General features: G+C 36.1%; 17 protein-coding genes. 8 read left to right on the forward strand and 9 right to left on the reverse strand.

The features are described 5' to 3' along the window. Positions 1-26: 26 nt before the first annotated feature. Entirely contained in the window at positions 27-1,253 is a 1,227-nt protein-coding gene (fabF, locus tag OSO01_RS03340) for a beta-ketoacyl-ACP synthase II (RefSeq protein ID WP_147208708.1), read from the forward strand. Positions 1,254-1,341: 88 nt separating this feature from the next. On the opposite strand, the gene OSO01_RS03345 is transcribed toward fabF, so the two are convergent. Continuing rightward, positions 1,342-2,217, reverse strand: coding sequence for a phosphotransferase family protein (locus OSO01_RS03345; RefSeq protein ID WP_147208712.1), 876 nt, complete (start codon positions 2,215-2,217; stop codon positions 1,342-1,344). 60 nt (positions 2,218-2,277) lie between these two features. After that, positions 2,278-4,041, reverse strand: coding sequence for an ABC transporter substrate-binding protein (locus OSO01_RS03350; RefSeq protein ID WP_147208714.1), 1,764 nt, complete (start codon positions 4,039-4,041; stop codon positions 2,278-2,280). A 104-nt stretch (positions 4,042-4,145) separates the two neighbouring features. Between OSO01_RS03350 and OSO01_RS03355 the strand changes: the two genes are divergently transcribed. Then, complete coding sequence (locus OSO01_RS03355; protein ID WP_186813540.1) at positions 4,146-5,381, forward strand: MFS transporter; 1,236 nt, start codon at positions 4,146-4,148, stop codon at positions 5,379-5,381. 384 nt (positions 5,382-5,765) lie between these two features. Here the strand turns inward: OSO01_RS03355 and OSO01_RS03360 are convergent, their stop codons facing one another. Continuing rightward, positions 5,766-6,362 carry a TetR/AcrR family transcriptional regulator gene (locus OSO01_RS03360; protein WP_147208718.1) on the reverse strand — a complete coding sequence of 199 codons (597 nt, stop codon included), beginning with the start codon at positions 6,360-6,362 and terminating at the stop codon, positions 5,766-5,768. Between the two features lie 95 nt (positions 6,363-6,457). Here OSO01_RS03360 and OSO01_RS03365 point away from each other — a divergent pair, with 95 nt between their 5' ends. Then, positions 6,458-6,991, forward strand: a complete 534-nt coding sequence (locus OSO01_RS03365) for a 2TM domain-containing protein (RefSeq protein ID WP_147208719.1) — start codon at positions 6,458-6,460, stop codon at positions 6,989-6,991. A 109-nt stretch (positions 6,992-7,100) separates the two neighbouring features. Here OSO01_RS03365 and OSO01_RS03370 read toward each other — a convergent pair whose 3' ends face one another. Both OSO01_RS03370 and OSO01_RS03375 read right to left on the reverse strand, forming a co-directional pair. Continuing rightward, positions 7,101-8,525 (reverse strand): aspartate ammonia-lyase, encoded by a 1,425-nt coding sequence (locus tag OSO01_RS03370; protein WP_147208721.1) that lies wholly within the window; start codon positions 8,523-8,525, stop codon positions 7,101-7,103. A 365-nt stretch (positions 8,526-8,890) separates the two neighbouring features. Next, a complete protein-coding gene (locus OSO01_RS03375) occupies positions 8,891-10,225 on the reverse strand; it encodes a hemolysin family protein (protein WP_147208723.1) in 1,335 nt (444 codons plus the stop codon). A 609-nt stretch (positions 10,226-10,834) separates the two neighbouring features. On the opposite strand from OSO01_RS03375, the gene OSO01_RS03385 reads away from it, so the two are divergent. Next, complete coding sequence (locus OSO01_RS03385) at positions 10,835-12,313, forward strand: amidase family protein (RefSeq protein ID WP_147208724.1); 1,479 nt, start codon at positions 10,835-10,837, stop codon at positions 12,311-12,313. Positions 12,314-12,824: 511 nt separating this feature from the next. Here OSO01_RS03385 and map read toward each other — a convergent pair. Further along, on the reverse strand, positions 12,825-13,565 hold the full coding sequence (map, locus tag OSO01_RS03395) for a type I methionyl aminopeptidase (protein ID WP_147208729.1): 741 nt from the start codon (positions 13,563-13,565) through the stop codon (positions 12,825-12,827). Between the two features lie 419 nt (positions 13,566-13,984). Between map and OSO01_RS03400 the strand changes: the two genes are divergently transcribed. The 4 genes from OSO01_RS03400 to OSO01_RS03415 all read left to right on the forward strand — a co-directional run bounded on the left by OSO01_RS03400 (position 13,985) and on the right by OSO01_RS03415 (position 17,435). Further along, positions 13,985-14,698: a response regulator transcription factor gene (locus OSO01_RS03400; protein ID WP_147208731.1), complete on the forward strand. Its 714-nt coding sequence runs from the start codon at positions 13,985-13,987 to the stop codon at positions 14,696-14,698. Then, positions 14,688-15,728, forward strand: a complete 1,041-nt coding sequence (locus OSO01_RS03405; protein WP_147208733.1) for a sensor histidine kinase — start codon at positions 14,688-14,690, stop codon at positions 15,726-15,728. Before OSO01_RS03400 ends, OSO01_RS03405 begins: the two co-directional genes overlap by 11 nt. A gap of 74 nt (positions 15,729-15,802) precedes the next feature. Next, positions 15,803-16,723 carry an ABC transporter ATP-binding protein gene (locus OSO01_RS03410; protein ID WP_147208816.1) on the forward strand — a complete coding sequence of 307 codons (921 nt, stop codon included), beginning with the start codon at positions 15,803-15,805 and terminating at the stop codon, positions 16,721-16,723. Continuing rightward, entirely contained in the window at positions 16,716-17,435 is a 720-nt protein-coding gene (locus OSO01_RS03415) for an ABC transporter permease (protein WP_147208735.1), read from the forward strand. The genes OSO01_RS03410 and OSO01_RS03415 overlap by 8 nt, the downstream gene beginning before the upstream one ends. Before the next feature lie 103 nt (positions 17,436-17,538). Here the strand turns inward: OSO01_RS03415 and OSO01_RS03420 are convergent, their stop codons facing one another. The 3 genes from OSO01_RS03420 to OSO01_RS03430 all read right to left on the reverse strand — a co-directional run bounded on the left by OSO01_RS03420 (position 17,539) and on the right by OSO01_RS03430 (position 21,296). After that, complete coding sequence (locus tag OSO01_RS03420; RefSeq protein ID WP_147208737.1) at positions 17,539-18,546, reverse strand: ketoacyl-ACP synthase III; 1,008 nt, start codon at positions 18,544-18,546, stop codon at positions 17,539-17,541. Between the two features lie 238 nt (positions 18,547-18,784). Continuing rightward, positions 18,785-20,209, reverse strand: coding sequence for an MDR family MFS transporter (locus OSO01_RS03425; protein WP_147208740.1), 1,425 nt, complete (start codon positions 20,207-20,209; stop codon positions 18,785-18,787). A gap of 322 nt (positions 20,210-20,531) precedes the next feature. Continuing rightward, complete coding sequence (locus tag OSO01_RS03430) at positions 20,532-21,296, reverse strand: class I SAM-dependent methyltransferase (RefSeq protein WP_147208741.1); 765 nt, start codon at positions 21,294-21,296, stop codon at positions 20,532-20,534. Positions 21,297-21,397 lie beyond the last annotated feature (101 nt).

The following is a 21,397-nucleotide window of genomic DNA, read 5'->3' on the forward strand; positions in this document are numbered from 1 at the left end:
TGTAGATACAGTAGGGAGGAATTCTTATGAACAGAGTAGTTATTACCGGTGCTGGTATTATTTCACCTCTAGGTAACAACGTTCATACATTTTGGAATAATTTAAAGCAGGGAAAATCAGGTATTTCTATATTAGATGTGGATGAGGATTATGGAAAAACAGCTGCAGGTATTGTATATGATTTTGATCCTGTAGAGATATTTGGTAAAAAACAGGCCAGAAAAATGGACCGCTTCACGCAATTTGCTTTGGCTGCCACAGAACAGGCATTGGAAAGCTCAGGGCTGGAGCTGGATAAAATAAATAAAGAACGGCTGGGCGTTTTTGTAGGCTCTGGCATCGGCGGTATAAATACGCTGATTGAAAATGTAAATATCCTGAATAAAAAAGGATCAAGCCGAGTCAGTCCAAGCTTAGTTCCAACCATGATCCCTAATGCAGCTGCAGCACAAATCAGTATTCGGCTGAGCGCACTAGGCCCATCAATTTCACCGGTCACTGCATGCTCAATTGGAAACACATCCATCGGGGAAGCTTTTAACACAATAAAACACGGAGATGCAGATATTATCTTTGCTGGCGGAACAGAAGCGGCCATTAATAGCTTATCTTTATCAAGCTTTAGAAATGCACAGGCTTTAACTAAAAATCTGGATCCAGCCTCTGCAAGCCGACCATTTGACGTGGAAAGAGATGGTTTTGTTATCAGTGAAGGTGCAGGTATATTAGTTCTTGAATCATTAGAAAGTGCCGTAGAGAGATCCGCACCTGTTATTTGCGAGATTATTGGCTATGGATCCAGTTCTGACGCATATCATATGGTATCTCCAAATCCAGAAGGAATCGGTGCTTATCTATCGATGAAAAAAGCTTTAGAAAGCGGAAATATGACACCAGACGAAATAGATTTGATTAGTGCACATGCGACAAGTACAAAAATTGGAGATATCTCCGAGACACTTGCCATCAAAAAAGCATTTGGTAAAAAAGCTGACAGCATACCAATTACAGCTAATAAATCAATGCTGGGTCATATGCTTGGCGCCTCTGGGAGTGCAGAGGCAATCGCTTTAATTGAAAGTATAAAGCATGGCATCATACCACCAACAATTAACTTAAATAATCCTGATCCGGACTGTGATCTGGATTATGTTTCAGAAGGCATGAGAAAACAGCAAATAAATATTGGTTTGTCTAATTCATTTGGATTTGGCGGGCATAATGCCACGATTTTACTAAAGAAATATTTATGATTTGTAAAAGGCTGACAGAGAAGATTCCACAACGTGACATTCTTCTCTGTCAGCCTTTTTATATCCCTATCAAATTGAGCTTATTATTTTATCTGTAATCTTTTATTCCATTTTCAAATGCCTGTTGGTCATTATTTTCAATTCCATGCAAAGCTTCTTGTAATGCAAACGTACTTTTATAAAATTTTACCCGTTCAGATATCTCGTTTCCATTAGGATACCGGCCGATACACATATCAAAAAATTTCTCTCCATAACTGGACAATATTCCGGCAAAATCATATGCTGGATCTCCTATACCTGAACCTCCAAAATCTATTATCCCTGAAATACTTCTAGATTTGGGCTTCCATAAAATATTAGATGCTCCGAAATCTCCATGTATCAGTACTGTTTTTAAATTTAAAGCCGCTTTTCCGTTCAAGAAGGATTCAAAGGCTTGGTTTATTTCCTCCTGCGCTTCTCCTCTAATAAAAGGAAACAGCTTATTTTGTATTCTATTAAATAGATCGGACATTTCCGCAGTAGGATTATTATCATTTAAGTTTAGATCATTCTTTGCTTTTTCTTTAGAAATAGAGTGAAGCTCCATCAGAAAAGTCACCAGCTGTGATGCCAGCCCCTTCAATAATTCTTCATTCTTTATATTTTGTAAGCTGTCTTTCCATAATGGAACCCCTGCAATTAATTTATACCCTGTGAATACTTCTCCAGGCTTTGAAGTTTCAAAAGACTGATATGTCGGATGCGGGATTGGCATTGTGATTATTTCATTTATGTACTCCAATAGTTCTGTTTCTTTTTTTAATTGAATGATGCCTTGTTTATACTTTGGAAACCTGAATACTAATGAATTATTTACAATTAGTACATCATTATTCTGGCCAATTTCATTAGGATAATAATTTTCTATGGTAAGATCGGGATATATCTGTTTAATGCTTTCTATATATTTAAAAGACATTTTCACCCTTCTTCCTATGTTTTTGTATTAAAAATATTTATAACCTATTCCCACTTTACTTCAACATCCCTTTTTAATCCATAACTTATGAAGCACCGGCCAGCCATATCCACTGATTTGAATGCCTTGTAAATTGGATTGGAAGGTATTCTGCTCCGAAGCATGGACAGTGAATATAATAGTACCACTTTCTTTCAACTTTTCCTCCACTGCTTGAAATTCCTGAAGAAAGCTTTCATAATCCGGCTGTTTAATGATAGATTTGAATCCATTGTCTAATTCGCTCAATTGAGATGGATTAAGAAATATGCGAATTCCATACTCATTCCGAAGTAATATGAGAATTGCCAGCTCCATATTATCTTCAAAACTTTCTCCTGTATACACAGCATCAAAGGCTAACATGAAGTCTTCATTATAGATATCAGACAGCTCAATCGGATGAACCTTGACCTTCATACCAATCTCATTGAGTTTTTGCTCCATCCAACGGGCATCCTCTAAAAAATCATCAAAACGTAATACAGCTAAATGAATGGTTTCTCCTTTGTACCCAGATCGATTAAGCAGCTGTTTTGCTTTCTGAGTTGAATGCCTGATATTACTGTAGTCACTCCTGTCCGGAATAAAACCTGTGGAAGGGGCAACTCTTGGTCCACCCAGTTCCTGTACCATTTGCCGCGAATCTATCATTTCACTTACAGCCTGCCTAAAAAAACTGTTTTGGTGAATACCTGTCTTTTTCATATTAAAGATAATGTAATTACTGCCATTATCATCGATGGTATATGTGGAGCGATTCTTTTTTTCTTTCTCCAAATTTTCATGTGTGAAAAAGTTCAGAGGATCAAGCTTACTTTCAGGCAGATTCCACATATGAATCCTATCCAGAAAGGGTCTTCCTCGAAAATGATAATCGAAAGCTTTCAAAATCATTTTTTCATCATTGACATCTTCTATTTTGAAAGGGCCTGTTCCTTTCAGTGAAGAACTTTTGATATCTGATTCTTCAGGAACAATAGATGTAAAAACGGCACTTAAAAAATAAGGGAATACTCTATTTCCATTCTTTAAATGAAAGGATATGGTGTATTTGTCCTGAACTATAATTTCCTGTACCCCTTCAAATAACCATTTGTTTGGAATTTTTATTTCTTCGTTTATAATTGTTTGAAATGTCCATTGCACGTCTTTACTGGTTAGACTACTCCCATCATGGAACCGAACCCCTTTGCGAATATAAAAGGTCCAGAAGGTGTAGTCTTCATTCACTTCCCACCCATGTGCAAGATGGGGTTCAACCGTTTTATTGTCAACATTATACCGAACTAATGTGTCAAAAATTTCATTTAAAATATGAGCCTCCACAGCAATTGTTACAAAGAAAGGGTTCATATTGTACAGATTATGCTGCAGCGGAATATGCAAAACGTCATTCATTTCCTCTTGTTGTTCTATATGCTGGATGCCAAATGCCCTTTGGATAGTATTTAGGAGCAGCTCTTTTAGCCGAGCAGAAAAATGACCTTCTGTTGCAAAGCTTACTGCTTCTTTCACTTTCTCCCTTTGAACCAAATTTTCCACATGAAGAAATGCCGCTTCATCCAGAGATTTTAGAAATGTCAGCTTAGATTTTTTACCCCTTCCGCGTTGTCCCTGCCAGCCAATATACCCTTCCTGTACCCATTTTTGTAATATATAGTGCGCATTTCTGGAAGAGCAGAATAAAATATCTGCGATTTCTTGTTTAGATATGCGAATTTCGTATGCCTGCTGGTATTCTGGCAGGCATTTTAAATCAATATAGTACTCTAAAACATCCATTAAGATATACTCCTTCTAAAATAGGAAATATAAAAATACACCTTGCTCTTTTTCCTTCCTATTTTCCAATATACAATAAAAAAAGTGGAAGGAGAAGACGAATAATGAATTTATCAGAATTTAAACAGTTTCATTTAAATATTAAAATCCGTATGATTGTTTCATTTATTTCGGATATTGCAGAGATGAGTATATTCCCTTTTATGGCCATTTACTTTTCCAGTAATCTAGGAATAGCTTGGGCAGGAGCAATTTTAACATTGACAACCGTTGTAGCTGTTACTTTTGGTATGTATGGAGGTTTTTTTGCAGATCAATTTGGAAGAAAAAAAGTTATAGTATCGGGAAGCATCATCCAAACAGCCTCATTTATCATTATTGCGCTTGCTAATTCACCATGGTTTGAATCCGTCTGGCTGACTTTTGTTATGTTTTTCTTATTAAGTATTACTAGCAGATTTATCGATCCTGCTTCAGAAGCTCTTCTGATAGATGCCAGTTCAGAAAATGAACAGCCATTGATGTATCGTTTTATTTACTGGTCTACAAACCTGGCATTCTCTATTGGCATTATTGTTGGGGCCTTATTCTTTCAAGAGCATAAATTTGAGTTATTTTTAGGATTTTCCATTCTCTCCATCTTTACATTTCTGTTGACACTAGGATGGATTCAGGATGATTATGTACCTCAAAAAGATAAAAAAAAGAAAAATAATATATTTTCAGGATTATTTTTCAGCTACGTAGAAGTATTAAGAGACACTTGTTTTATGATTCTTTGCATCTCAACCTTACTTGTCCTCTCTTTAGAATCGCAGCTTTACGGCTTTATTGCAGTCCGCCTAAATGAGGATATTCATACTTCGGTATTCGGCATCATCATTGATGGTCCAAGGATGTTAAGTATTCTCATTATCACGAACACAATAATTGTGATTTTTGCCTCTGGTTTCATTGGTAAAACAGCTCAAAAGTTCAATATAAAGACTACTTTGTTTGCGGGCTTGTTTTTGTATGTAGCAGGTTACAGCTTCTTAGCATGGAGTGAGCTGATCATTGTGTTGGCTATCGCAATTGCTATTGCAACGGTTGGAGAAGTTCTCTTTCAGCCTATACGGTCAACCTATGTAGCACAGCTGGCAAACAAGAATTCAAGAGGTTCTTATATAGCAGTGAGCGGATTATCCATGGATGCAGGACAAATCTTAGGCAGCTTAGGACTAATGGTTAGTGCTCTATTATCCAATACAACGATGGCAGGACTGTTCTTATTAATAGGCGGACTTGGAATATTGGGTTTCTTTTGGTCTGTTCAGGACAGTAGATTAAAAGCAAGATAAAAGGTTACAAATATTAAAACTTATTTGTAAATTTATTTAAACTATGTTAATTTTTAACAAAAGGTGAAAGGGAGCGTAGTTTATGGGGCTTTACTATTGTATTTTATTAAAATTTATTTTGACAGCTATTGGTATTGTTCTCATCTCAGCGCTCCCCGCTTTGTTTGATGGCATGAAATTAGATATTTCTTCTTATATCTAATTTCATGCCACAATCCGGTTCAGTCGTTAAACAAAAATAGAATAATATTTCTATGCTTTTTTACATTCTATCTTTCATGTATCCAAACCGCTCCCTCACCATTCTGCTAGAGTTATTGATACTGAATTTAGTTTCACTCTAAAGTATATAACCCCCTTCTCAAGAAATTTAGCAGCTATGCATTACTGTAAAAGAGATTGAAGATGATAATTTAAAGTCTTAATCATTTCTTCATGTGTAAACTGCTCCGGATTTAATAAGTGATGCATCGCCATCCCATCGACGATTGCATGGAGCCTGTTCACCTCCAATTCAAGGTCAAGCCCCTCCTTGGCAATTTCAAATAATTGTAATACCTGAACGACATTTTTTAATCCTTGATGCATATCTTGATATACTTTATTGCTCAATTCCTGAAGTGTTTTATCGATCAGAACCTTTGCTGAAAAAGCCAGCCATACCTCCATTTCTATTTTTCGTTCTTCATCGATAGGCAGTACTTCATATATTCCCTCTGCCACAAATTCCAATGGATTCTGTTCTTTTGAAAACTTCCTTTCTTTAGCTCTTTGAATTACCCGTTCTGACACAAGTTCCATGGAAAAATGCAGCAATTCCGACTGTGATGCAAAATAATGTCTTACAGCACCAACCGAGAGATCTGAAGCCTGTGCAATTTTTCTCACTGTTGCCTGCTCGAGCCCCTCTTCCACAATGACTTTCCATGTTGTTTCTGCGATTTGAATTTTACGTTTTTGATGATCAACTTTTTTCGGCATATTTTTATTTTAGCACACTTGTATTAAATAAACAATTATGCTACCATTTATTTTAATACATTTGTACTAAAATAAACATAAAGGATGTGCTCCATTTGATTGGTTTATTGATTATAGCTTGTGAAATTGGATTTTGGGTCTTTGTTTTAGCTGGATTAGTATCCAGGTATATATTGAAAAAGAAAAAATTGGGTACATTTTTGCTAATCTGTACACCTTTTGTGGATCTCATCTTGCTTATTGTAACTATATTCGATTTAAAAAATGGCGCTGTTGCTACCGCGATGCATGGAATAGCTGCGGTTTATATTGGGGTAAGTATAGGCTTTGGCCATCGAATGATTCAATGGGCAGACAGCCATTTTAATTATCGGTTTGGAGATGGGAATAAACCTGTGAAAATTAAATATGGAAAAGAGCACGCCAGAAAAGAACGTAAAGCATGGTATCGTCATTTGCTTTCCCTGATAATTGGTGGTGGAATCCTAATAATTATCATTTTCTATATTAACAATTCCTATCAAACGGAAGTGTTATTGCAGATAATGCTGCTCTGGTCTCTGATTGTGGTCATCGATTTTTTCATAAGCTTCAGTTATACGCTTTTTCCAAAGAAGCAAAAGACGTGATAATACATTTTTGGAAGAGAAATGGGACATTATATGCGTGAAGTTTAATTAAACAAAAGGCAACCACCTCCTTTAAAATACAAGCAGATGGTTGCCGTTTTGTTTATGTTCATTTATTTACCAGAAACTCGTTCCCGGCAATTCCTGGTGTAGTCATCTCATTTGGATCCAGAATAGTATCCAATTCCTTCTCCGATAAAAGGTCATGTGCTTTGCAGATTTCTTTGATAGTCAGCCCTGTTTCAATTGCCTGCTTGACTACCTTGGCAGCTGTTTCATATCCTAAATGTGGATTCAATGCGGTGATAATGCCATAGCTTTCTTCCACATACTCACGACACTTCTCCACATTGGCTTCTATACCGCTTACTGCATAGCGTGTAAATACATCTAAGCCATTATCCATTATTTTAAGGGACTGCAGCAAATTAAAAATGATAACAGGCCCCATCACATTTAACTCAAATTGCCCGGCTTCAGATGCCATACAAATCGATTGATCATTGCCCGCAACTTGAAAAGCAACCTGATTTACCACTTCGATCATGACCGGATTTACTTTCCCAGGCATAATGGAAGAACCCGGCTGCTTTGCGGGAAGAATAATTTCCTGAAGACCTGTCATTGGTCCAGATACCATCAGGCGCAGATCATTACAAATTTTGGACATATTCATTGCCAGCACTTTCAATGCTGCTGATAGTGCTGTATAAGCATCCGTATTCTGTGTACCATCAACTAAATTTTTCGCTGAATGAAGTTTTACACCAAGCTGGGCGGATAACTGCGTTACTGCCTTTTCTATATATTCAGGTTTTGCGTTAAGCCCTGTCCCGACAGCTGTTGCACCAATATTGACCGTGAGCATTGCCTCCGCCGCTTGCTTAATTCTTTTAATATCGCGGCCAACCACTTCCGAATATGCACTGAATTCCTGGCCTAACAGAATCGGCACAGCATCCTGCAAATGGGTCCTTCCCATTTTTAGCACATCCTGAAATTCCGCTTCTTTCTTCAGCAGTTCTTCTTCCAATCTCTTCAAAGTCGTGATTAATTCTTGAGCCATACGATAGGACGCAATTTTTAAAGCCGTTGGTATTGTATCATTTGTGGACTGGGACATGTTGACATGCGTATTAGGCGAACAGAAATTGTACTCGCCTCTTTCTTTTCCCAATATTTCCAAAGCACGATTGGCCAAAACCTCATTCATGTTCATATTAATGGAGGTGCCTGCTCCGCCCTGGATGGAATCTACAACAAACTGATCCAACAGTTTTCCTTCAATCACTTCCTCGGCAGCGCTTACAATAGCCTCCCCAATAGTTTCCGGAAGCATTCCAGTATGCATATTGGCCATTGCTGCTGCTTTTTTCACCTCAGCAAGAGCGAGAATTAACTCTTTATGAACGGGGATTTCCGTGATAGGAAAGTTTTCAAGAGCACGTACTGTTTGAACGCCGTAATAGACGTCCTGAGAAATCGTTTTTTGACCCAAAGAGTCTTTTTCAGTTCTAAAGCTAGTTTTCTTCATTATATACACTTCCTGTACTAATACTAATCTATCACGTTCATTATACTATCAAAAGCAAATTATTCCTACCCATCCTTTATGTTCATATTCGTTCCATATGTTCTGCTTAATTTCCGTAATTTTTTAGAATACAATAGAATATTAATTCATACGTAAAATGATGGGGCTACGATTACTCACCCCACCATAAAAATTTGTTGATGTCCCCAGGATATGCACCTAAAGGAATGAACAAAAACCGGTCTTCCTAAAGTCCCTTGAACTAATTTGGCCATGATTAGCTGCCTGCTCCACTTAGAATTTTTGTTTTTTCTTTATTCTTAAAACGGAGTCTTACAGCAAATTACAATGTGGTAAAAATACAATCACTCATTTTTTGTTTGATCATCTGAATAATTAGCTTCATTATCCTTGTTTATCTTTTTGGCTTCAATTAATTTTATTTGATACCTGTCCACTTTTTTCACTGTAAAATGGTAGTTGTCGTATTCAATCGATAAACCAGGTTTTGCTTCACCCAACTGATTAAAAATCCACCCGCCAATAGTATCGAGTTCATCATCATCAATCTCAGTACCCAATAATTCATTAGTATCTGAAATGAGCAACCTGCCATTCAGTAAATAAGTATCCTCGCCTGTTCGTTGCATCATTGGTATTTCATCTATATCAAGCTCATCCTGTATCTCACCAAAAATTTCCTCAATAATGTCTTCAACTGTAACAAGACCGGCTGTTCCACCGTATTCATCGACAACAATGGCCATATAACTGTGTTCCTTTTGCATTTTAGTCAGTACTTCATGGACTGGTGTATTTTCAGCAACATGAACAATTGGTTTAATATACCCTTTGAAATCCTCTTTTGGTGTTTCATTAAGAAAATCGTTAAAAAATTCTTTCGTGTTAATAACACCGATAATTTGGTCTTTATCCTCTTCCGCTACAGGATATCTTGTATATTTTTCTTTTTTCAGGACATCCAGGTTTTCTTCGTACGTATTATCATTATAAATACAGGCAATTTCTGTTCTTGGAACCATGACTTCCTTTGCCACCCGTTCGTCAAAATCAAAAACATTTTTTAAGTAACCCATTTCCGAAGCATTAATTTCCCCGCTTTGGTAGCTGGATGATAAGATCGTACGTACTTCTTCTTCTGAGTAAACCTCTCCATTTTCCGTTGCAGGCGGTAACCCGAACAGACCAACTAAAAAACGGGAGGCTCCATTTAATGCCCAGATGAATGGATACATAATTTTATTAAAAATAATTAATAATGGAGAAACCAATAAACTGACTGCCTCTGTTTTTTGGATTGAGAATGATTTTGGTGCCAGCTCGCCAATGACAACGTGCATGAACGTAATAATACCAAATCCAATAATTACAGACACTGTAGATACAATCGCTTCTGAAAGTCCCAGTAAAGCAAATAGTGGTTGAATCAGATGAGCGACTGCGGGCTCCCCTAACCAGCCAATACCAAGCGAGGTAACTGTTATACCTAATTGGCAGGCAGCTAAGTACCCGTCTAAATTACCTGTAACCTTTTCAACAGCTTTTGCCCCGGGTTTGCCCTGTGCTACCAGCTCGTCAACTCTTGATTTTCTCACTCTGACAATCGCGAACTCTGTTGCAACAAAAAACGATGATATTAGAATTAAAATAACTACCATTATAAGACTGAATATATCCAAAATGCTCCTTACACATAAATATGTAAGGATTTCACCTCCGAATGAAATAAATTTAATTGATAAAATCATGAAAACATGTACAATTTTATTTATTATTAAGCTCAATGATATTAGATAAATGATTTTGAAATGCATCTATAAATTTTCTTGTTTATCATAATAATATTGATAATTGGAAGAGGCACGTTTTATTTTTAACAGCTCTCCAAATTCATTGTCTATACTTAATTATATATTAAATGTAAAAAAGCTTACAGTATGACGCAATTGTTTAAAAGCATTTCCAACATTGTACAATAAATACACTAACAAACTTTTTATTAATTACGCCCCCTATATAAACGTATTTTTCCTTATTCATCATTCTATTAAATAATCTATTTCCGCAAAACAGGAAATCAATATTTATCCCATTAAAAATATTGTTCCAAATACCCTCCATTCTCTTAAAAGATAGGTACTATTATGGTTTCATTAATATTTTAATACAAACCAGGAACGGAGATACTACGATTCTAAATAGGAATTTCTACAATTTAAAAAGGACTTCTTCATGCAAATGTAGAAGTTAAATAATGCCAAAGAAACGTTAAAGAATGGAGAAATTGAATGAGTATAAGGTTTAAAAGTTTTTTTAAAGAAGAATTAACAATCAATGAAATACAAACAGCTATGAATAATGGTGAAATAACTTCAAAAGAATTGGTGATGTATTACCTGAATAGGATGGCTAAGTATGATCAGGCTGGTCCAAGAATTAATTCAATGCTTGAAATAAATCCTTCAGCAATATTTATTGCTGAAGGGCTAGATAATGAAAGAGAAACAGAAGGAACCAGAGGTCCCCTTCACGGTATTCCTGTTGTGCTTAAAGATAATATTGAAACAAATGATTTCATGCATACGAGTGCTGGGGCAATTGCATTAGAAAATCATTTAGCTGATAAAGATGCATTTCTAGTGAAAAAGCTTCGAGACGCAGGTACTGTTATACTAGGTAAAACCAATATGACGGAATTAGCTAACGGGATGGCGAGTGGAATGTGGGCTGGCTACAGTTCCAGAGGGGGACAAACGTTAAATCCATATGGTGACCCCAAGCTTTTTGTAGGTGGTTCCAGCTCAGGTTCGGCAGTGGCAGTTGCTGCGAATTTTTCTGTTTTATCTGTTGGAACAGAAACAGATGCATCTATTCTTAGTCCCGCTGTTCAAAACTCCGTTGTCGGTATCAAACCTACTACCGGTTTAATAAGCCGAAGCGGAATGATTCCTTTTACATATTCCCAGGATACTGCAGGTCCATTTGCAAGAACTGTTGAAGATGCTGCTATATTATTAGGCACACTAACCGGTATAGACAAAAATGACGTTGCCACATATAAAAGTGAAGGCAAAACGCAGCAAGATTATACAACCTATTTAGATCCGGCAGGACTAGAAGGTGCCAGAATTGGTATCTTTAATGATGCACATAAAGAATATTATGAATCTGATGAGTATGATGAGCAGTTGTTTAAAAATTCTATTCATGTTTTAGCTAAGCAAGGCGCTACTATTATGGAAGGTATTGAAATTCCTTCTTTTCACAGAGATTGGAAAAAGGAAGTAACTTCGTATGAGTTGAAACATAGTCTGGATAATTACCTTACAAAGCTACCTTCACATATGCCAGTACATTCAATATCTGAATTGATTCATTTTAATAGAAGCATAGAAGAAAAAGCGCTGAAATATGGGCAGGATACTTTGGAACGCATAGAACAGCTTCCTAATACATTAAGCAATCCTGAATACTTAAATGCAAAAATAGAGGACTTATACTATTCTCAAGAACAAGGAATTGATTATGCATTGAAAAAGTATAATCTTGACGCGATTCTCTTCCCTTCCTATATAGGATCAACAATTAGCGCTAGAGCCGGATATCCTTCTATAGCGGTTCCTGCCGGCTATATGGAAAGTGGCAGACCCTTTGGGATAACTTTTGCCGGGACTTCTTTCAGTGAAGGAGAATTAATTAAGCTTGCTTTTGCTTTTGAACAAGCAGCCAATATTCGCAAAAGTCCAAAGTTTAATATAGAAGGCTAAATTATGTTTGATTTTCATAAAAACTTTGACACAATTGTGTTGCCAAACTGGAGTTGCGACGATTCAGCTATAGAATAATTCTTGTTAAAAAGAGAGGAGAATTTGTTGGTAAACTTATTAGAAAATATATACCAATTATCTGGAGCAGCTTTATTGATATGTGCCGTTTATTATTATTTTCATTTTAAAAAAATCAAAAAGAAAAGAAACTTAACGCCTGTTGAACTGATATTTTATATCATAACTCAAATAGCAGGTATTCTATGGGTGTTAAGTAATTTGCTTCTGTTTTTAGATAGAAATTATTAAAGGACGGTTATGGATTTATTATGCCGCACCGCCCTTCTATTGAATAGACTACTTATTATATTCGACCAAAAAAATTATAAGTTTGGTTCACTTTCAAACTTGCTAATTTTATTTTGAAGATATCTTAGTCCTTGTTCTTTATTGTATATGCGTTCATTTGTATATACTTTCTTACTCTTTAACAAAAAAGTAAGAGTACTTCCTACAATGTAGTAATAATCGGCCCTTCCTTTGTCAGAATAATCGTATGTTCATATTGAGCTACAAAGCTTTCATCTGTAAAAAAAGTCCAGCCATCATCGGATTGTAAAACTTCCTCTTCCAATGTAGAAATAAATGGTTCAAAAGCAATGACCATTCCATCTTTTAAAATTTCGTCATCCCAACGGGAATAATAATTGAAAATATGGTCTGGTGCTTCATGGATAGATCGTCCAACACCATGTCCAGTAAGATTTTTGATAACCGTTAAATCATGCTGTTTTGCTACATTGTTTACAGCTTTCCCAAGTGCACTTTTTTTCGAGCCTGGTTTTGCTTTCTCAAGACCAGCGTCAAATGCTTCTTTTACCACATCACATATTTTCTGTAACATTTTATCTCCCTTGCCGACTACAATAGAAATTCCAGTATCTGCGAAGTAACCATTTTTTGAACCCGAAACATCGATATTAACAAGGTCTCCTTCTTGAATAACCCGTTTCCCTGGAATCCCGTGCGCTACTTCTTCATTTACGCTGATACATGTATACCCAGGAAAATCGTATTCTCCTTTCGGTGCAGATTGAGCACCAGCTTTTTCAAACATCTCCCCTGCAAATTCATCCAGTTCTTTCGTGGTAATTCCAGGTTTAGCACGCTGGACTAATTCATCCCGGATTGCTCCGCAAATTTTACCAATTTCTTTTAATCCGTTAAAATCCTCTTCTGTCTTTGCAATCATTATATATCCTCGCTTTTAAATTTATTTTATGAGCTATAGTCCTTTTAGATTTTAACATACATGCAATGATTTTTCCTTCAACTAAAGATTCGTTGAAAGAACAGGTAATTTGAAAGACGGTCTTTTCCATTCTTAAAAATGATTATATGTCTTTTTTTGGTTGTCTTTATTTGTTATAGTATGCTCTATCTATAGATTCTGTACGAATAAAAGCATATATGAAATCACCTTACTTAATGGCATGTATTCATAAACTTGTAGATCTTTTACAAGAGAAATATAATGAATACGTCAAACATTAAAATAAAGATTGTGTATGAAACCTGAAAAATAACGTCAAGGAACAGAAGGAAGAAACACACTTATGAATCGCAAACCAGCAGTAATATATCATTTAACCTTAAAAAGCAGGTGGAAATATGGAGAACATTCAAATTCTGATAGCTGATGATGAAAAAGAAATTAGAGATTTATTAAAAAAATATTTAGAAAGAGAACAATATCAAATAGATTTGGCTAAAGATGGTGAAGAAGCCTTTCAATTATTTGATAGAAAGCAATATCATCTTGTCATTTTAGATTTGATGATGCCCAAGTTGGATGGGATAGAGGTGTGCAGGCGACTCAGAGCAAAAACAAACGTCCCGATCATGATGCTTACTGCGAAGGATCAGGAGATCGATAAACTTTTAGGCTTGGGAATTGGTGCAGACGACTATATTACAAAACCTTTTAGTATCCATGAAGTGGTCGCCAGAGTCAAGGCTCTGTTACGAAGATCTTTTATACGGGAGATGGATAATAGTTTCCTTGAAAAATCATCGATCACTTTTAAAGACCTCACGATTAATCTTAAAAACTATACACTAACCATTGCCGGGAAGGAAATTCCGCTGACTGCAAAAGAATTTGAACTTCTTAAATTTTTGGTCTCCCAGCCTGAACAAGTTTTTACTAAAACACAATTATTTCGTAATGTCTGGGGAAGCGATTATATAGAAGATGATAATACTGTAATGGTACATATCCGAAAGCTCAGAAAGAAAATAGAAATAGACCCCTCTAATCCTAAATTCATTCAAACGGTATGGGGAATCGGCTATAAATTTGTTGGTGAAATGGATGAAGAATGACAAGGTTCTCCTTCTTATTATTTTTCAGTTTGTCATATTGGCAGGAGTATGTATTGTAGATATCAATGCCCATTCAGGAGACGCATTAAAATGGTCTTTATACATTATCTTATTTCTCATATCCACTGCTTTTTTTATTTTGAGATTTCGATATTTTACACAATTAAAACGGATGAATATAGAAATAAGGCGTGCAGTTGATGGAAACGTAAAAACAAGATTATTAACTAAACACGATAAGGAATTAAATGAATTTGTTTTTTCTATTAACGAGTTAGTGGAACAACTGGAAAAGATCCAAGTTCATTCAATAAAATCAGAAAAAGCAAGAAAAGGAATACTGTCAGGAATTTCACACGATATCCGTACACCCCTTACGTCTATTATCGGTTATGTTGATGCTCTAAAAGATGATATCGCTGCTTCAGAAGTAGAAAAGAAAGCGTATATTGAAATTATATCCAGAAAAGCAAACGGCCTAAAGCAATTATTAGATGAACTCTTTCATTTGGCAAAAATTGATGCGGATGAAATTACATTAAAGGCAGAACAACTCGACTTTGCTGAAATTACAAGAGAATCCTTAATTGAGTTCCTGCCTGATTTAAAAAAAGAAAATATTGAATTAAAAACCGTTATTCCGGAAGAAAAATGTATCATCACAGCAGATCATTTGAGCCTTAAACGAATCGTAGGTAATTTAATCAAGAATGCCTTGTATTATGGCAGAGAAGGAAAAATATTAGGGATAGAACTTACAGAAACTCCTAAAGACTATCAATTACTTGTATGGGATCAGGGACCGGGAATTGCAGATAAAGATGTAATACATGTGTTTGAAAGAATGTACCGTGGAAATCAGTCAAGAAATCAGCTATACGGTAGAAGCGGGCTCGGTCTGTCTATTGCAAAAGCATTAGTAGAAAAACATCATGGCAAGATTTGGGTCGAAAGTATTCCATGGGAAAGAACTGCCTTTGGCTTTTCTATTCCTAAACACCCCCTCCAGCTTGAATTAAGAAACAATTAAGAAACGGTTAAGCCCGGATTAAAATCTGCTCTTTATAATCTAATTATAGACTCAATTGAAAGCAGGTGTTTCAAATAGGTGAAATCATTAAAACTACAAATCTGACGAAAGTTTATGGACAGCAGAAATCGGTGGATCATCTTAATATTACTGTGAATCAGGGAGAAGTTTATGGCTTTCTCGGCCGAAACGGAGCCGGGAAAACTACTACAATTCGAATGCTATTAGGGCTGATCAAACCTACTTCCGGTCAAATTGAATTATTTGGTGAAAATCTGTTTAAGAATCAAAAAGGAATTTTAAGAAGAGTTGGTTCAATAGTGGAAGTTCCGGGGTTTTATGAAAATCTTACGGCAAGGGAAAACCTTTTAATCAATGCTAAAATCATCGGTGTGCATAAGAAAAATGCAATAGAGGAAGCCTTAGAGATTGTTGATTTACATCATGAAACGAAAAAACTTGTCGGCAAATATTCTTTAGGGATGAAGCAGAGATTAGGCATTGCCAGAGCGCTGCTTCATTATCCGGAGCTGTTAATATTAGACGAGCCTACTAATGGTTTAGATCCAATTGGCATCAAGGAAATGCGAAGTCTTATCCAATCATTGGCTAAAGAAAGAAATATAACCATTTTTGTATCAAGCCACATATTATCAGAAATCGAACAGCTGGCAGATCATATGGGAATTATCCATGAAGGAAAGCTCATGGAAGAAATCGCTTTTGAAAATCTCAGGAAACGGAACCGCAAATATTTAGAGTTTCAAGTTTCTAATGATAATAAAGCAGCGATGCTCCTGGAAAGCCACTTCGGTATTTCGGATTATGAAGTCCATGATAAAGGAAATATTCGTGTATATTCGCATTTAGGAAATCAGGGTAAGCTTAATAAGGTTTTCGTTGAAAATGATATTGAAGTGTTAAAAATAAAAGTAAGCGAGGACAATTTAGAGGACTACTTTACAAAATTGGTCGGGGGTGGAGCAATTGGCTGATTTATTATTCACGGAATTATTAAAACTCAAGCGTTCCAGCATGTTCCTGATAAGTATACTTGGAGCAGCTGTCGCCCCCTTTGTAGTAGTAATAGCTACATTTATTCATGAACCAGCCACTCCTTTTGAGGATCTGTTTTACAATGTTAATCTGTATACCGTTCTCATCATAGGGGTCCCCTTATATGGCGTGGTGACAACGTATCTTTTCAACCGAGAATATGCGGAAAATACATTGAAAAATTTATTAACGATACCTGTGTCACGAATGAGTTTTATTATTAGTAAAATGCTTTTGCTGTTTATGTGGATCATGATGCTATCAATAATAGCCTGGGTACTCACATTAACTTTAGGCTTATTAACACAGTTTGATGGTTTAGACACTTCCTTATTGCTGGATTCATTAAAACAATTTAGTACAGGAGGGTTATTATTATTTGTCCTCTCCACTCCTATTATCCTGGTGACATTAGTGCTGAAAAATTATGTGCCGACCATTATTTTTACGGTTGTAATTACGCTGATTAACGTTATGGCTGGAAATTCAGAACATAGAGGGTTATTTCCATGGGCAGCTGCAGGAGATATTTCTAATCATACACTTCCCTCGACTTATCCGGCTGAATATTCGAATATTATTATTGCAGCTACAGCTATTATTGGATTGATAAGTATGCTTGTTTATTTTAAAAAGACAGATATTCATTAATATGATTAAATCAAAACTTTTAATCATTGCTTTAGAAGCTTGATTAAAAAGGATTTTCGTTCATGACACACGAAAATCCTTTTTCTTTACTGCAAATATTTAATTATAATGGTGTCGGATTATTGATTTGTTCATCAAAATGCATCTTTAACAGCTGGCCTGCATGGACTAAACCAGAGCCAAACCCGTACATAAGTACTTTATCTCCATTGTTTACTTTTCCTTCCCGGATTCCAAGGTCAAGCGCTAATGGAATGGTTGCTGCTGAAGTGTTTCCAAATTTCACGAGACTATAAAGTGTTTTTTCGATTGGATGTCCAATTTTCTCACAAATAGGTTCAATCAATCTCAAGTTTGCACTATGTGGAATAAACCAATCCACTTCATCCAGGCTCGTTTCTGTTTTCTCTAAAAGCTCTCTGATACTCTTCGGTACATTCCTTACTACCCATTTAAAAACTTCTCTTCCATTTTGAACAAGATATTGTGTATCAACCAGTTCTACTCCATTAACTGTTTTGGATAAGCTTGTTTGATAGACATGCTGTGCTCCACTTCCATCACTTCCCAAATGGAATCCAACAAAATCTTCTGATTCCTCATCTTTTTCAACCAGTACCGCCCCGGCAGCATCTCCAAATAAAATACAGGTACTTCTATCCGTGTAATCTGTTATTTTAGATAGTGCATCTACTCCAATTACAAGTACTTTTTTGTGAAGACCAGAGCGAATTAAACTATGCGCTGTATGCAAGCCATAAACAAAGCCTGCACATGCTGCACTCAGGTCAATTGCACCTGCCTGTGTGATATTCAGCCGATTCTGAATGATGCTGGCAACTGACGGAAAAGGGAAATCCGGTGTACTTGTTGCAACAATAATCATATCAACGTCTTCTACTGTTTTATTATATCTGTGCATTAAATCTTTCACAGCTGAAACACATAAATCACTTGTAAATTCATCGGAACGCGCTATTCTCCGTTCATGAATTCCTGTTCTTTGAACAATCCATTCATTCGTTGTCTCAACCATTTCTTCCAGATCAAAATTGGTTAATTTTTTCTCAGGTACATAACTTCCTATCGCGCTCACTCTTGTTCCTGTCATCAAACCCCTCCAATTTAATTAGAAGTTAGTATTATTACTTGGTACTAATTATAACATAAAAAATATCTGACAGCTTTCTAAAATGAATATTTAACTGGCTAAAAAAATGCTGAATGATAATAAAGGGAAACAAGTATCTTTATATTAAATAAGTATAATAACCTTAAAAAAGCGCTAAGGAACACCTTAACGCTTTTTAAACTCTAATTGAAATATTTGCCGGGATACATGATTTTTTTTAGTGTTCTCCTTTATTATACTGTACATGATTTTGCTCTTCTGCTGGTGAATTGCCATTCTTGATAAAAAAGCTAATTATAATCCCAATCAGCGAGAGTACGGTAATGACCATAAAGGCAACATTGATACCATGAATCATCGGATAGGCTATTTCGGGATTAAGCTCCGCAGATACTTCCGTCGTTGTCATTACGGTGATGACAATAGCTGTCCCAATTGATGCCGAGACCTGTCGCATGGTATTGGTCATTGCTGTACCATGTGAAATCAATTCTCTTGGGAGCTGATTTAAACCTGCTGTTGTTACAGGCATCATGACCATAGAAAGTCCAAACATCCGAACCGCATACAAAATCATAATCATCGTCATCGATGTAGAAGGCCCCAGATTGGAAAGTGCGAAAGTGGAAGCTGTAATAATGGTAAGCCCGATAATCGAAAGCCACCTTGCACCGAAGCGATCAAATATACGCCCCGTAATTGGAGACATCATTCCATTCACAAGTGCACCGGGAAGAAGAGCAATTCCTGCTTCCATTGCTGTGAAGCCGCGTGCGTTTTGCATATAAAGAGGAATCAATGTCTCCGCACCAATTAGTCCCATAAACGCAATCATGGGGATGATAGTCGACAGGGTGAAAATAGGGTTTTTAAATACCCTGAACTCCAGCATAGGTGTCTTCATACGTAATTGCCTGATTATGAAACATACCAGAGACACAGCCCCAATAACCAGCGTAGTAATCGTAATAATACTTCCCCAGCCGTTGTTGCCCGCGCTTGTAAATCCGTATAAAAATCCCCCGAAGCCGAAAGATGATAAAATAATTGATAAGATATCCAGCTTTGGATATGTTAATTCTGTAACGTTTTTCATCACTTTGGCAGCGACCAGGATAACAATAATAGCAATTGGCAATATAATCAAAAATACAGCACGCCAGGAATAATTGGTGATGATCCATCCAGACAAAGCAGGTCCAATCGCCGGAGCGAAAGATATTACGAGGCCCACCAGTCCCATCGCCATCCCGCGGTTTTTAACAGGGAAAATTAATAGAAAAACAGTCTGCATCAGTGGCATAATCACACCAGCTCCACTGGATTGAATAATTCTGCCTAAAATCAGCATACCAAAGTTTGGAGCCAGAGCAGAAAATACTGTACCGACAGCAAATACTGTCATTGCAGTAATAAACAGCTGTCTTGTCGAGAACCGCGCCATTAAAAATGCTGTAACAGGAATCATCACACCATTTACGAGCATGAAAACGGTCGTCAGCCATTGCCCTGTATTAGCAGTCACATTCATTTCTTCCATGATTGGCGGAATTGCGGTAATCATGGTTGTCTGGTTTAAAATTGAAATGAATCCGCCAATGAGAAGAACAATAATGATAGGTGTTTTATTAAATGATTGCACGTTTTAGTGATTACCTCCCTTAATAATAATTTACAATAGAGGATATGTTACAGGACTCCTCTCGTTTTGTCGATGAATGTGCTTTTCATCACATTTTCATCCATATACATATAGAAGTATTTTCTAAAATAAGTATCTTAGACTTCTACAAAATATAATGACGTCTCGACAAAAGGCATATATGAAAACCAAGCTGCATTTGTATAAAAAAGCAAATGAAAGTCTCTTCTATTGGATATCATTTTCAAAGTTAAAAGCGTATTAGGAATCTGACTAATACGCTTTTAACTTTGTAATATCATTCAACTAAAAGAAATCATTCCTATTTTAATTGGCAATGAACTATCATTGAAGTGCTATCTTTCACAAAAGTATCTTTTTTCCAGGAACCATATAAGTTTATTAATTCAAAACCATGTGAGTCTAATAGGCGATACAGCTCCATTGGATAAACATAACGCAGTGAAATGGAATCACTTGCCGCATGAATTAATTGCTCATTTTCAAAAAATTCAGTGTGCGTTGTGCAATTCAAAATTTGAGTTTCATGATTGTACTCTTCACGGCTCTTTTCGATTATAGTTTGATTTTCGTTATTTATATAAGATTCCTCAAATTCCCCGGGAACAGACAACTCCTCTATATTTGGATTTCGTGTATCAAATATAAATTGTCCACCCGTTAATAAATGTTTTTTCACTGAATGTAATAACGCATCTTGGCTTTCATTTGTTAAAAAATGTTGAAACGAATTACCAGTCATAAAAACCAATGGTGATTTATAAGCTAAATCTAATTCCGTACAATCTTGCTGTTCAAAAATAATATTTATCTGTTCATCATCTGCTTTTTGCTTTGCCCTGCTCAGCATACCAGCATGCAAATCTACTCCTGTCATGTTTAATCCACTTTTAGCCATAGGTATCGTTAATCTGCCTGTGCCGCAAGCAAGATCAATGATAGGTTCATGCATTCCACTTGCATAATCCATTAAATATAGTAAATCATCTTGATATTTACTATACATTTCATCATATTTCTCAGGGTTTTCATATTTCTCAAAGTTATTTTCAAATATCTCTTTCAAAAATTTGCTCCTCCTTACGTGTCGAAGCAAAATATTTGTGATCTATTATTTTGCTTCACCTGCATATATTTGATGGAAGTTATTCATATTTTTCATTCGCA

Origin of the sequence: Oceanobacillus sojae, from assembly GCF_007991515.1 — a bacterium.
In the GTDB taxonomy this organism is placed as follows: domain Bacteria; phylum Bacillota; class Bacilli; order Bacillales; family Amphibacillaceae; genus Oceanobacillus; species Oceanobacillus sojae.

Bases quoted from the DNA above. Each gene is read 5' to 3' on its own strand.
- fabF (WP_147208708.1), top strand. From the start codon at position 27: ATGAACAGAGTAGTTATTACCGGTGCTGGTATTATTTCACCTCTAGGT.
- OSO01_RS03345 (WP_147208712.1), bottom strand. From the start codon at position 2,217: ATGTCTTTTAAATATATAGAAAGCATTAAACAGATATATCCCGATCTT.
- OSO01_RS03350 (WP_147208714.1), bottom strand. From the start codon at position 4,041: ATGGATGTTTTAGAGTACTATATTGATTTAAAATGCCTGCCAGAATAC.
- OSO01_RS03355 (WP_186813540.1), top strand. From the start codon at position 4,146: ATGAATTTATCAGAATTTAAACAGTTTCATTTAAATATTAAAATCCGT.
- OSO01_RS03360 (WP_147208718.1), bottom strand. From the start codon at position 6,362: ATGCCGAAAAAAGTTGATCATCAAAAACGTAAAATTCAAATCGCAGAA.
- OSO01_RS03370 (WP_147208721.1), bottom strand. From the start codon at position 8,525: ATGAAGAAAACTAGCTTTAGAACTGAAAAAGACTCTTTGGGTCAAAAA.
- OSO01_RS03385 (WP_147208724.1), top strand. From the start codon at position 10,835: ATGAGTATAAGGTTTAAAAGTTTTTTTAAAGAAGAATTAACAATCAAT.
- map (WP_147208729.1), bottom strand. From the start codon at position 13,565: ATGATTGCAAAGACAGAAGAGGATTTTAACGGATTAAAAGAAATTGGT.
- OSO01_RS03400 (WP_147208731.1), top strand. From the start codon at position 13,985: ATGGAGAACATTCAAATTCTGATAGCTGATGATGAAAAAGAAATTAGA.
- OSO01_RS03405 (WP_147208733.1), top strand. From the start codon at position 14,688: ATGAAGAATGACAAGGTTCTCCTTCTTATTATTTTTCAGTTTGTCATA.
- OSO01_RS03420 (WP_147208737.1), bottom strand. From the start codon at position 18,546: ATGACAGGAACAAGAGTGAGCGCGATAGGAAGTTATGTACCTGAGAAA.